General features: G+C 48.8%; 7 protein-coding genes. 3 read left to right on the forward strand and 4 right to left on the reverse strand.

The window, feature by feature from the left end; all coding sequences use genetic code 11:
* Positions 1 to 52: 52 nt before the first annotated feature.
* The 4 genes from OLMES_RS19300 to OLMES_RS19320 form a co-directional block, all read right to left on the reverse strand.
* Entirely contained in the window at positions 53 to 1,522 is a 1,470-nt protein-coding gene (locus tag OLMES_RS19300; RefSeq protein ID WP_087462770.1) for a two-component system sensor histidine kinase NtrB, read from the reverse strand.
* Between the two features lie 428 nt (positions 1,523 to 1,950).
* Positions 1,951 to 4,674, reverse strand: a complete 2,724-nt coding sequence (locus OLMES_RS28670; RefSeq protein WP_157678400.1) for a methyl-accepting chemotaxis protein — start codon at positions 4,672 to 4,674, stop codon at positions 1,951 to 1,953.
* A gap of 2 nt (positions 4,675 to 4,676) precedes the next feature.
* Positions 4,677 to 5,669, reverse strand: a complete 993-nt coding sequence (locus tag OLMES_RS19315) for a hypothetical protein (RefSeq protein WP_087462772.1) — start codon at positions 5,667 to 5,669, stop codon at positions 4,677 to 4,679.
* Positions 5,670 to 5,737: 68 nt separating this feature from the next.
* Positions 5,738 to 10,180 (reverse strand): PAS domain-containing hybrid sensor histidine kinase/response regulator, encoded by a 4,443-nt coding sequence (locus OLMES_RS19320; protein ID WP_087462773.1) that lies wholly within the window; start codon positions 10,178 to 10,180, stop codon positions 5,738 to 5,740.
* Between the two features lie 308 nt (positions 10,181 to 10,488).
* Between OLMES_RS19320 and OLMES_RS19325 the strand changes: the two genes are divergently transcribed.
* From OLMES_RS19325 to OLMES_RS19335, 3 genes are all read left to right on the forward strand, one after another.
* Positions 10,489 to 11,346: a response regulator gene (locus OLMES_RS19325; protein ID WP_087462774.1), complete on the forward strand. Its 858-nt coding sequence runs from the start codon at positions 10,489 to 10,491 to the stop codon at positions 11,344 to 11,346.
* A 9-nt stretch (positions 11,347 to 11,355) separates the two neighbouring features.
* Positions 11,356 to 12,957 (forward strand): ATP-binding protein, encoded by a 1,602-nt coding sequence (locus OLMES_RS19330; protein WP_087462775.1) that lies wholly within the window; start codon positions 11,356 to 11,358, stop codon positions 12,955 to 12,957.
* Between the two features lie 190 nt (positions 12,958 to 13,147).
* A complete protein-coding gene (locus OLMES_RS19335) occupies positions 13,148 to 13,924 on the forward strand; it encodes a hypothetical protein (protein WP_087462776.1) in 777 nt (258 codons plus the stop codon).
* Position 13,925: the final 1 nt, after the last annotated feature.

Raw genomic sequence — 13,925 nt, forward strand, 5'->3', positions numbered from 1 at the left:
ACACAAAAAAACGGGCAATTGCCCGTTTTTTTGTACGTATGTTTGTTATCCGTTATTTCAACTGAAGCTGCATGTGGAAAGTACTGCCCACATCAACGTCTGAAGTGACAGCCATCTGACCTTGATGGTGCTCTGTGATAATGAAATGAGAAAATGACAAACGTTTACCGGCATCATCACTCCTATCCTGGTCGTTATTGAAAAACGGCTCAAAAATTTCCTGCTGTTCTTCACTCGACAACCCCAAACCATTATGGGAAATTTTAATCCACATGGCGTCATAAAACTTCTGAATTTGCACTTTGATGCGATAAGCCACATCACCCCGCTCTTCTCCTGCTGCCCTGGGTGCTCTCTGGGACAAAGCATACAGGGAATGGCGGAACAGGCTCAAAAAGACTTGCTGAAGTTCAGACACATAGCATGGTATCAACGGCAAGCCCTGTTCGTAATCACGCTCGATAATTACATCGGTAAACTTCAACCCGGTAGGTGTCGACAGTATGTTTTCTGCCAGTTCTATCGTGTGATCCATGACATCCGGCAAACTGCTGGCTTGCTTCAAATCATCATTGTGTTTGGCGAACTCAAGCAGGTTTGTGACAATCGCACCGGCGTGCCGCAAGTTCTCATGGGCATCGTTCAATACATGCTGAACTTTTGTAACATAGGGTTCAGCCAACTGACCCGATGCAGACAATTCCTGTTGTGCCTCCTCGATATCCCGACTCATCAACTGCAATGGATTGTTAATGTCGTGAGCCATACTGGATGCCAACTCCCCCATAGAGGACATTTTATCCCGCTGAATCAGTTTGTTTTCGGAGAGAACCTGATGGGTCACATCGTCTACCAGAATAACCGCGCCAGTCTCGATTTGTCCCTGTAACGGATAGATCGTAATCTCGTAATGGTACTGCCCGCGCTGACTGTGGCGCATGGTCAGGATGCTGTTATTCTCCAACGCTTCACAGACCTGTTCATAACTCACCGAGATTATCGGGTAAATGTCCCAAAGGTTTTTGCCCATCGCTTCTTCGGCAAGACTACCTGCGATCTCACGCGCCTTTTTGTTCCATTGAGTAACATTGCCGTCTTTATCCAGACCAATGAGCATGAGCGGCATCGAATCCAGCACATTTTTCATATAGGTTTCAGAGATAGCGAGACGCTCGGAAGTTTGCCGATGTTTGGCGACTTCGCCTTCCAACAATTGGTTGGTCTCTTTCAAAAGGCGGTTAGACTCATCCAGTGTTGCAGTTCGCTCTTTTACGCGCAATTCCAGCTCCCGCTTGATCTCGTTCAACTCGGCATTGGAACGACGGGTTTCACGACGACTGAAAAAAAGCGTGATGGCCGTAATGGATAAGAGTGTGATGAGCAAACTACTGGCCGTATTGGCAACATATTGCCAGTTAGTATGGCCATCCGGATTACGGAACACAGGTAGAATGCTCGCCGTAGCGACTTCAACATACAGGGAAGATAAAATTGCTATCGCAGAAAAGAGGTATTTTTTCATTGCTCTCGGTATTAGATCAGTGTAATCGTCATGGCGTGAGTAGAAGCCGGCGAAAATCAAAGAGGAGTATTAAATGCACAGTAGCCGACCAAGGCAGCCTGCAGAGAAATGGCAACCCGCAAAGACTGGAATTATTTCGCTTGGCACTCCATCGCACATCAGCTTGTGCAGCACTGGCACCGGTTCAGCACTATGCAGAGTACGGACTTATGCAGAGTACGTACTTATGCAGTACTGGTCGGGTGACAAAGCTGACATTCTATACAAAATGTGGGACGAATTTATGAAATTTCCAACAGAAATGCAATTAATTTAATTTTAACAAGCCATTTCAACCAATCTTGAGCGTTTGATCAAGGGGGGCATTAAGCGCCCCCCTCTTGATCCTCTTTGAGATGCATTTGCCAAAAACAAGAGTACTTGAGTGACTAGAACTCATCCCACTCATCATCCCATTCCGACGGGATTGCAGCTGGGGCTTTTGTGGTATTCCGATAACTCACAGAAGCGCTCGTTTGATATCCCGCGTCCTGTGCCAATACGCCTCTGCTACCGCCTTCACTGCCTGGCCCCAATGAGGCCTGAGAGAGACTAAAAAAAGATACCAGCTTGGTCATATGTGTAGCCTGCTCTTTCATTGCCTGGCTCGCGGAAGTGCTTTCTTCAACCATGGCCGCATTTTGCTGGGTATTTTCATCCATCTGGGCGATGGCTTGATTGATCTGAGTAATACCATCCGTTTGTTCGGAAGCAGAATGATCGATATCCGCAACGGTTTTGGCCACTCTCTCCACAGCGCTGACAATACTGGTTAACGTCTCCCCCGACTGGTTTACCAAATCCGAACCCACTTCGACTTTGGACATGCTGTCCTTGATCAGTTCCTTGATTTTGCGTGCCGCATCAGCAGACCGTTTGGATAAGTTACGCACCTCGCCGGCAACAACGGCAAACCCTCGCCCCTGCTCCCCGGCCCGGGCAGCCTCAACAGCTGCGTTCAATGCCAGAAGATTGGTCTGAAAGGCGATTTCATCAATTACCGCTATAATATCGTTAATCTGACGGCTCGCTTTCAAGATGTCATTCATCGCCACCACGGCCTGCTTGACGACCTCTCCACCCATTTGCGCTTTCTCTCGCGCATTGTTGGCCAGCTGATTCGCCGCATTGGCATTTTCGGAACTTTGTTTAACGGTACTGGTCATCTCTTCCATGCTGGAAGCCGTTTCTTCCAAAGCGGAGGCCTGCCGCTCGGTGCGTTCACTCAAATCAGCATTGCCACGGGCAATTTCATCCGCTGCAGTACTGACCGTTGCCGCCGCCTGACTGATCTGGGAGATTACCTCATTCACTTGATTCAAGGTTTTGTTGGCATCCTGCTTGATCTTATCAAACTCGCCTGAGTAGTCACGATTTATCGTCTGGGTCAGATTACCCTGAGACATCGCGGCGAAGGTTGCGCCCACGTCAGAAAGAATCCGCTCCGAGGTATCAATTAAGGCGTTTATCCCCTCACTCAGTTTGGCAAAAAATCCAGCTTTGCCCTGCAGTGCGATGCGCTTACTCAAGTCCCCCTTACTGGCTGCAGCAATAATCTCGTCCACTTCACGCTCAATCGAAACTTCATGGGTACGGTCTTTCCATTCTACGACCGAGCCTAATCGCTCATTATCATCACCTATCACCGGGCTGATATTGAGATCCATGTGGCGACCGCCGACGACAATCGATGCCGCATGAGGGGCTTTCAGACTGTTCAGGATCTGTACCTGATGACTCGGGTTGACATGAAACTGGTCAATACTGCCACCAATCAATTTGTTCACTGCGAAGTTGGGCAATGCTTTTTGAATATCCGCCTCGGCATCTGTCAAGGTCTCTCGCACAGCATCGTTCATATAGATAATATTACGGTCTGCATCCGCCACCATCACATTCGCACTGACATTATCCAACGCTTGCCGAATACGCTCATTTTCGGAGGCCTTCATTTGCTCCTGTTCCTGACGAGCCAATTCGTCAGTAACGTCTTCCCACTCCACGACCGTGCCTAATCGCTCCCCCGATTCATCAACTACCGGGGTTGCAATCAGGTTGAATGTGCGCCCACCCACCTTGATCTGACCACGGTAAACATCCGTTAATCCTGCTATCAGCTGTCGTTGGTGTTGCTTGTTTTTATGGAAGATATCGACACACTGCCCCATTAAATTATCGGCATTGAAGTGCTTGAGTTCCGATTGCAAAGCAGGTTCAGCTGCCTTGAACATTTTTTTAACGGCATTGTTCATGTAGACAATATTAAAGTCTGCGTCCGCCATCATCACGTTAGTGGCGCAGATATCCAGTGCCTGTTTGATTTTATTCGTCTCTTTCAGCTGCTCGGCTTCACGGGCCATGCGAGTTCGAAGGTTATCGCGCATGGTAACCATAGCCGCATAGATTCCGACACTCTCACCGGCTTCCCGAAGATCCAGATCAAGTCTGTTGCGGGAAATCGCTTCGGCTATATGCTGAATTTCAGATAGCTCTCCCCCCAGCCTCTGGCCGGTGTAACGAATAATCAGGTAGCCCAGTAACATCGAAACACCGACTACGGCAACAACCATAATGAGTAGAACACGCTCAACCTGAATGAAACTGCGCTCAACGATCTCGGCAGCATTCTCTGCATCCCGGGTTAATTCACTGTTCAGCTCATCCGTATAAGTCTGAATCTCTTTGGCCAGTCGAGCAGCCTCGGCGTTCATTTGATTACCGAGAAGTCGGTTATCATTAATATAGTGCCCTATAGCACGTTGTTTGGCCTGATAGTACTGGTCAATCAGTGGCTCATTAATCTCCGTTTCCACGCCAAGATCCGCGAGCTGGTCCAGATCTTGCCGAATCTTGCGACCGTATTCCTGTGCAGCCTGTTCCGCCTGATCGGTCATACCTATCGCAAAGTTTGTTAATTCAAACCGCATTCGATCAAAATCGTGAACAATGCGATTTGCGACTTCCATTTTTGCCAGTGCGGTCTTCTCACGCTCCGCAGACCCATGACCCTCTGACACCGTGCTGGTGATAATCAAATTGGCGACGATGGTCAACAAAATGACCAGAGCGAAAGCACCAAACAACATCTTTTTCAAAGTCAGGTTTATCGCCACAATTATCCCTCCAATATCCCACTTAATCGGTCCAACATGTATTCCAGGTGTATAGCCGCCTGGTAAACATCACTTGGCGTCTTACCCTGTACACGTTTACCTTTTTGCGGCGAATTCAACGTATTCAGGGTTCCTTTCATTAATGCCAGTTCAGCGGAGACAATATAGCTTTGTAACAGCACATCTCCAGGCTGAACCACTTGCGCAATAAGCTTGGGAGCCGGTATTGGCTCCAAATCAAAGCTCCGGCGTATATCATTCATTTTTCGACGCACATCCAATAACTTGCCATAGACGTCACTCGGCTTTTTACCTTCTACTTTCTCCGGCAATACTGAGCCATCTGGATGCGTGCCATAGATTGCCGTGAGCAAAAGTCGTTTGTCTCGCTGCCGTGAATCCGGTAACAGTTTCGAATATTCAGCCAGTGTCGTCTGTAGATCTTTACGGGCAATTGAAATCGCCTCGTACACCTCATTCGGGGTGATCTTGTCAAACCCCGACAACAACATCACCTTTTGGTAAACGGTAAACAACAAACGAAATACATCAGTCGGCGTTTTATTGACATAAACATACTCCGGCACGATCGGGGTTGAATTTATATGTTCCCCCCACTTACGAATGTGCTCCTGAACCATGTTTGACAGAATGATTACATCTGCAGGAACATAATTAATCGATGATGTAGAAACTTTCGGAGGAGGCCTCAAGCCTGTGGCGCGTAACGTTTCATAAAGTCTGTCGAGAATCGCTATGTGTAACTGATAGACATGCATCGGTTCTACCTGCGTTTCCTGAGCTTGCAGTAATTCCGGTACCGCTATCTTTTTCTCAACCAGCATAAGGTCCAGAATACTGTTGGATGTGTCTACAGAGGCATAAACATCACTGGGGCTTACGCCTTCGGGAAAACCAGCGGCAGAACTGGCCTGTGCACCCGGACAAAATGCAATCAAAATAAGAAATGACAAAGCGGCTTTAACATTCGCCATATTACCTCCCTTGAACGATGGCTGAATTGGTCAATTGGTATATCTGGAACGATGGAGCAAAACAGGTACTAGGACATTTCCTGATGGGATGAATCCGCCGCTAAAGGCGCTTGCAAGAGATCACAAAGCACAGCCAACTCATCCAGCAAAGTCTGTTTCAGTGTAGTCAACTCAGCGGCATCAAGAGGCATTGTTTTCAACTTCTCTTCCAGTGACAGAGCAATGGCACTCACCCGCTCTCCACCAATAGCGGCGGACATGCCTTTCAAACTGTGCACAATAATTTCGGCTTGCTCCCTTTCCATCGCCGCTTGCTGTTCTAGCCCATCCCGAATTCGTTCAACTTCCTTCAAAAAGGCAACGACGGCCCGTTGATAAATTCGTTCGTTACCAGCCATTCGGCCCAAAGCGCCTGATTTATTGAGTACCGACAGCAATTGGTAGTCACCTTCCGGGTCTGCCACTTCATTTTTGGGCATTTCCTGATTGACCGTAGGCCCGCCCAATTCAACGTAATAGCCGATAACGGCCACAAGCTGATCCAGGTCAAAAGGTTTACCAATGTGGTCATTCATTCCGGAGTCCAGCGCCGCTTTCCGGTCAGAAGGCAAAGCATTTGCTGTCATCGCCACAATAGGCAACGCGTTCAACTTGAGTTCATTTCGAATATGCCGGGTTGCCGTGTATCCATCCATTCCCGGCATTTGCACATCCATGAGTACCAGGTCATACTCAGCATCCGGCCCACGCAGCTTTTCAACGGCAACAGCACCGTCTACTGCTACATCGACAGAGGCCCCCTCACTCTGCAGCAGTTCGCTTGCCACTTGTTGATTAGTAAGGTTATCTTCAACCAGAAGGATACGCACGCTTTGCAGCCTGCAATCGGCAGCAGCACGAATCGGCAAGTCAGTAACGAGCTCTGTATGGGACTCAAGGGATTCAGTGTTACCATGGTGGTTACCGCTTTTTCCTTCACCCCTTGTCTTGTTTTTGAATACCAGCGCATCAGCAACTGAATCCAGAACCATTGATGCGGTCAGGGGCTTAACCAGGAAATCATCAATCACATTCGGTAAATTCTGGTTACGATGCTCCATTGCCTCTCGCCCATGAGCCGTCACCATGACAATCATTGGCAGCCTGGCTGCCGGTACCTGATTACGAATTGCCTCACTGGTTTCCCAACCATCAAGACCAGGCATACTCCAGTCCATCAAGACAATATCGAATGATTCATCATCACCAGCGGCCTCAACCAATATCTGTAAGGCCTGCTCCCCCGATTCGGCCGCTTCAAAAGACCAACCAAAAGATTCTACGATACTGCTCATGATCTCTCGCGCTGCACTATTGTCGTCGACAATCAATGCCCGAATATCAACCGGAACGCTAACCGGCGCACGATGATCCGGGCCATCCACTGCCACACAGGGCAAGGTAAACATAAACGTGCTGCCTCTATGCAGCTCACTCTCTACAGTGATCTTGCCCCCCATCATTTCGACCAGCCGTTTACTGATCGCCAGTCCCAATCCGGTTCCACCGAACTGCCGCGCAGTCGATGCTTCAGCTTGAGCAAATCCTTCAAAAATACGGGCCAGTTTATCCTCGGCGATACCGATACCGGTATCGCGTACTTCAAACTGCAAGACAACATCATCGGCATTGCGCGAAACCAGTTTGACCCCAATGATGACTTCACCCTCTTCGGTAAATTTAACCGCATTACCGGTCAGGTTAATCAAAACCTGCTTCAAGCGCATACCATCCAATCTCACCCAGGCTGGTACAACATTCTGGATATCAAAAAGGACTTCAATATCTTTGTTACCGATATTGCTGGAGACAATCACACTGATATCCCGAAGTATTTCATCCAGCTCATTGGCCTGGGGATCGAGAGTTAATTTGCCGGCTTCGATTTTTGAAAAATCGAGGATATCGTTAATAATGCTGAGCAATGATCGTGCGGCCGAGCCCGCTTTTTTGATGTAATCTGCCTGCTGCGGATCAAGACGTGTCCGCTCGGCGAGTTGCAGCATTCCGATTACAGCATTCATTGGGGTTCTGATTTCATGGCTCATATTGGCCAAAAATTCAGATTTTGATCGATTTGCTTTATCCGCCAGTTCACGAGCCTGCTTCAATTCTGCCTCATACTGCCGCTGTTCGGTGATATCCTGGTTAATACCCAAAACCATCACCGGATCACCCTGCTCATTTCGCTCCACAACTGCAGCGGCCTTAACATACCGGATTTCACCATTGGGCCGAGAGATCCGGAAGACCGGATCATAATTGCCGGTTCCTGCCAGGGCTTGATTCAACTTCTCAACCGTCTTGTCCACATCCTCTGGATGAACTCGCTGCAACCAGTAATTGTAGTAAAGGCGAGTTTTACGCACTTCCGACGGCACCTGATAAATCAGGAGCATCTGCTCATTCCAGATCAGTTCATCGGTCTCAAGATTCCAGGACCAAATGCCCAGTTGTGCCACTTCGGCAGCTTTTAACAGATGATCACGAACCGAAGTCAGATTACGACGATCCAGAACTTGACTACTGATATCCAGGGCCACACCGAGATACCCGACCACTCTTCGCTGTTGGTCTTTCAGGGCGGTAACCGTAAGATTGACCTGGAAAACACTGCCATCTTTACGGACATAGCTCCATTCATGGGTATTTTCGCGATCCATTTTAGTTTTAATCACGAATACCTCGAACCCCGGTGAAAGCGGAACCCCCAGCTCCCGGGAAAATTCCTGAGCGCGGGCAGCAACTTCCGCCTCCAGATGGAATAACGCCGGCGTTTTCTTGTGGAGTAATTCAGCGGCCTCATAGCCCAGCATTTTCTCTGCAGTCGGATTAAACAAGGTAATCGTACCTTGAGAATCGGTTGCAATGATGGCCATTCCTGCTGAATTCAATATCGCAGCTTGTAAGGTTGATACCTGCCGTAACTCATGAGTGCGGGCTTCCACCTGCTGTTCAAGGCTACAATTCAACTCCCGAACCTGGCGTTCAGCACTTAACTGCTGAGAGATATCCCGGATGGTAATGGCCAGGCCGACAAGTGTAGAAGAACTGTCAAAAATCGGGTTTATAGACAGAACCACTGCGGCACTCACTTGCTCGCGGTTGCGCAGTTCACAGCGCATATCCGCCACCGGGGTTCCATCTTTTGCCTGGGCAATCCCATTGGCAAATGCAGCCTGCGAGTTTTCATCAATAAACAAGTGGGAAACGCCCTTCTTGATGATATATTGAATGTCCAACAATTCTTCCGCCCGGGGATTCCACTGGGCAATCTTTCCGGCAGCATCAAGACCTAGAATTGCATCCGTGCTGCTTTGTACAATCGCCGCCAAGCGGGCCTGTTCTACCCTCGAGCTTTGCGCCTGACGAACGTTTTTCTGGAACAAATAAGATATGGTAAAAATGACCAATAACACGAGTGCGTTATTCAAGAACGTCAATAGGCTGGACCAGATGGGCACATCACTCGGAACCACAATCGACAATGTCAATGTTCGACGGGGGTAACCCGGTGGAATCACCCATTGCTCAATCCCCATCCAGAATCGATCATTATTCAACGTTGTAACATTAATCAACGGTGACCTGAAAACGCTGTCGCCCAGAAAAAACTCATCCTCCCAGCGCTCGGGCTTTTTCACTTCGAATGCAAATCCGGGTCTATTCGGATGGACAAGGAAGTCACCTGCAGAATTCAGCAAATAGAACTGCCATCGTTCCGGAAGATCTGCACTTAAGGAAAGAAGCAAATCTGACGCCAGATAATTGATTACCACAACACCAACAACCTGGCCTTCAACATTGTAAATTGGTGTCGCAATCCGGATGGTTGGCTTATGAGGTACTTCGACTGCGCCCAGCTCCCGATTCAAGTTCACCTCCGAAATATACACCTCCTCCTGATTCAGGTTGATCGCACTTTGAAAATAGGGCCGTTGTCCTTTCTCCTGCAGGTTCGCCTCCGCAATCGCCAAAATGGATCCACCCCGACGCTCAACCCTCACCAGTTCACGCCCCTTCGACTCTACACCGATGTAGCGAACCTGAAAGACATTGGGATGGGCCTGAATATAATTACGGAAAATTTCCTGAAGGCGAGACTTCCACTGAACCAACGTACTCTTGCCCTCGCTATCATAGCCATGACCTTGAACGGCACGCTGAATACCTTGAATCGGTGGAACGGTTGACAGGAAAAAAATGTCTCGCTTGAGCCCATCAAGGGAGCTCTCCAAAATGGCTAAACGGTCATTTAGTTCAGCATGGATCTGATTATCGTATTCTTGAACGGTTTTGTAATAGGCGTGCCCCCACAACACCAAGAGCAGAATCAGAATCAATCCAAGGCCCACAAGCAGCGAGCGTTCCATATGGCCGGATTGAACAACGTTTAGCCAACGCCGCTGACAGATTGACCGGGAATTCCTTGGTATTGTGTTTGGTATGGGCTTGCTCCCGGTCTGCGGCATGTTCAGTCATCCAAAGGTAGGGGCGTGCGGTTAAAAACCACGGTACTGTCTAAATCGCATGGCTAAACTTAATTCAAATTAGCGACAGCTATCAGTTTAGCTACAGCTATGAGTTTAGCTACAATCACAATTTTTACCTCCTATCAGGGGACAAGACCGGGATTTGTCCCAATCTGTCACAAAAATGCTTTCGCGGGATTCACGAAAGGCTGGCATCATTTGGGAACAAGGCAATGGCTGTAGGAACAGGAGGCAGTTTGATCGGGAAACAGTTTGGTCAGGAAACAGTTTGGTAAGTTGGAGAAGCTATGGACCACTATGCATTATCAGAACAAAAATACCGTCTTATTTTGGTAGAAGACGACGACGAACTGTCTTCGCTGGTACAGGAATACCTGACTAAAAATGGCTTTGAGGTCTCCGTTGTACAGGACGGGTCACAGGCAGTTGAGCAAATTCTTTCAGCACAGCCCGATCTGGTGATACTGGATATCATGCTACCCGGACTTTCCGGTATGGAAGTATGTCGACAGGTTCGAAACGGTTATTCCGCCCCCATTTTAATGCTAACCGCACTGGATGAGGACATGGATCAGATGCTGGGACTGGAGTTAGGTGCAGATGATTATGTCATCAAACCCATTAAACCCCGCCTGCTGCTATCCCGGATAAGAGCACTCCTGAGGCGTTCGGAGATTACCGGGCGGGGAGCACTTGTCCCGTCCGCCGGTGATCGGGCTGTATCAGATTCAAGTACATCAAATCCAAGCACAGCAAATCCAACTAGTGCGCAAACGAAAGACGGTCAGGCTGCCAGCCCTGGCGCTATACCCGTCCCTTCGCTTAAGAGTAACGGGCTGGAAATTGACTTTCAGTCACGCACGGTGCACATCAATCAGCGCATGGTTCATTTAACAACGGCGGAGTTTGATTTGCTCTCGTTGTTAGCCAAAAAAAGTGGGTCCACCGTTTCCCGTGATGAAATCCTGCATAACCTTCGTGGTTTCGAATACGACGGCCTTGATCGTTCCATTGATAGGCGAATCTCGCGACTGCGCAAGAAACTGAACGACGACCCCATCGAACCCAAACTGATTAAAACCGTACGCGGCAAAGGCTACTTACTCTGCCCGGTTACACCAAATGAAAACAAGTCCGAGGAGTAACTCAAACACATGTTTAAAGCCTTTGGTCGCTTATGGTTATTTATCATTTTACCCTTAGTCGTGCTGCTCTATCCCAGTGATTACAACCCCATCAACAGCCTGAGTAACTGGCTATTCCAGGATCGGGTGGTGAACACCTACCAAGGCACGTTCTATCTACTCGAGAAACGCCTTAACCAGCACCCCCAGTCAGAGTGGGTAGAACAATTTCCAGACATCACCCGCAATTTTGTTTATGACATCAAATTGATTCCCACCAATGAGGCCAGTGACTCCGAAATTATTGTTGAAAACCTGAAACAGGGTAAATTTGCCTATCTGGATGATGACGATGTTTCCGTATTGGCACGTCAGGTTTCAGGCTCTGATTTGAGCATCTACATGTATCTGGATATCGGCGAAGATCTGGACACCATCAATTCCGCCCGGGGCCCTCTCACGTTACTTCGGGATGAGTTACTGACGCTTGAGCGAGTTCAATGGGGCACGCGACTCGCAGCGTTGGAGCCAGAATTTGCTTTTCCATTAACCCTGGTGCCTTTAGATGGACTCAAGCTATCCGAACGAAAACTACAACAATTGCAGCAAAAAGGCATAACCTACGAACTGAGTGAGGAACGCTACACTATTCTTTACATTTCGTTAACCGAGCAAGAGCTATTAAGGGCGGGCCCGGCCCCGATGCCTGGTTCGATCGAAAAAGCATTGGTCGCCATTTTCAGCATGGTCATTGGTGCCTTGTCCATTGGCATGATTTTGTTTCTCTATCCATTGTGGCGGGATCTGAATAAACTGGCCGGTACCGCCTCATCCTTTGGCGAAGGCTATCTTGACCGACGCGCAGAGCTGGGTAAACGATCCATCGTAATCCGGTTAGCCAGCTCCTTTAACGCCATGGCGGATCGAATTGAAAACATGATCAAAAGCCAGCGTGACCTGACCAATGCCATCGCCCATGATCTAAGAACACCGCTGTCCCGCCTTAGTTTCGCATTTGAAATGCTGGATCACGATGACGTATCCGAAGAGGATCGACGCCGGTATAGTCGAAGTATCGGTACCAGTATCGATACGCTAGATCACCTGATCCAACAGATACTGGCGCTGTCACGCTACAGTCGCGCCGCAGATGTTGCGCAATTCAGTCACTCTAAACTTGCGTTGGCACTGCAGGATGCAACAGAGTTGACACAAGCGGCCTACCCTAAGCTGAATATCGGTTGCGATATCAGCCCGGAACTGCATACAGAAACTGTATTTTCCGATCGCAGAGCAATACTCCGAGCGCTGGATAACCTGTTAGGCAACGCCGTTCGATTTGCCAAATCAACCATCGAAATTGATTTCGTGACAACGGAAACCCATTATTGTCTGCGCGTTTCAGATGATGGCCCCGGCATTCCCGAACAGGACTACGAAAAAGTCTTTCTGCCCTTCAGCCAATTGGGTAACGCACAACGAGAGATATCGAAGGAACACGGTCTCGGGTTAGCTATTGTCAAACAGATTGCACTCTGGCATCGCGGCACGATTCAATTGAAGCGCTCTAATTTGGGCGGTGCACAGTTCGAACTGTGCTGGCCCAGAGTACAGGAGCACAAGGTCCCGTGACACTTTGTGACCGTTCAGGCCTTAATGTGAAGATAATTGCCCCTTGGTATCGTCACAGTCTGTCCCAGAAGAACCACAGCATTGCGTGGGGATATTCGCAACAATGGCTCCAGGTTGATTCGGGGGGTGCAGGTCATCTACCCGGTCAGTATTTCAAGCAATTTCAGCTTACTTGTAATGGAGCATCTATATGTTGGAAATGACCGCAAACTCAAGCCGCAAAACAAAACGTCCAGGTACATTGATCGCGGAGACACTGATCACAGAAACGCTGCGCCCGACAGCCCTGGTTTTAGCCATCGCTGCCCTGTTCTCTCAGTCCTTGAGTGCCAACCCACAGGACACACCACAATACGCCATTGGAGGATCCATCGGTACCTCCGGGTTGGGTATCAGTGTAAGTGGAAAAACGCCATGGAGCTTTGTGCAGGATGATCAAGTGCAATGGCGTGGTGCTCTGGCCGGGATGAGTATCGATGACATAGATGATCTCGAGATCAACAACACCGAGTACAAGGATGCTGATTTTGCATCCTACAACCTGCAATCCGGGCTTGACTGGTACCCGTTCCAGGGCTGGGCAGAAGAGGTCTTTTTCTCATCCGGGCTGCTGCTGAATAAAACTGATATTTCCGGCTTCGCCGATATGGACAAGACCTTCAAGGTCGGAAACAAAGAAGTCCGTAAAGGCGATATCACCTCTCTGGAGCTGGATATCGAGGACAAAGGTGTCATGCCCTATATCAGCGTGGGTTGGGGAAACAAACTAACCCATGAACGAGGATTCGACTTTCATGCAGAACTGGGTCTGGCGGTCGCCTTCCAATCTCCCGATGTGAAATTTACGGCCGTAGATCCAAATAATTTCCTGAGTGCGGCAGACCTGGCACGGGAAAAAGATGACATAGAGGACGATTTGCAAGGGTTACGCGGCTTTATCAATGCGACTGTCAGTTATCATTTCTGAT

The sequence above is a fragment of the Oleiphilus messinensis genome (assembly GCF_002162375.1).
GTDB classification, from domain to species: domain Bacteria; phylum Pseudomonadota; class Gammaproteobacteria; order Pseudomonadales; family Oleiphilaceae; genus Oleiphilus; species Oleiphilus messinensis.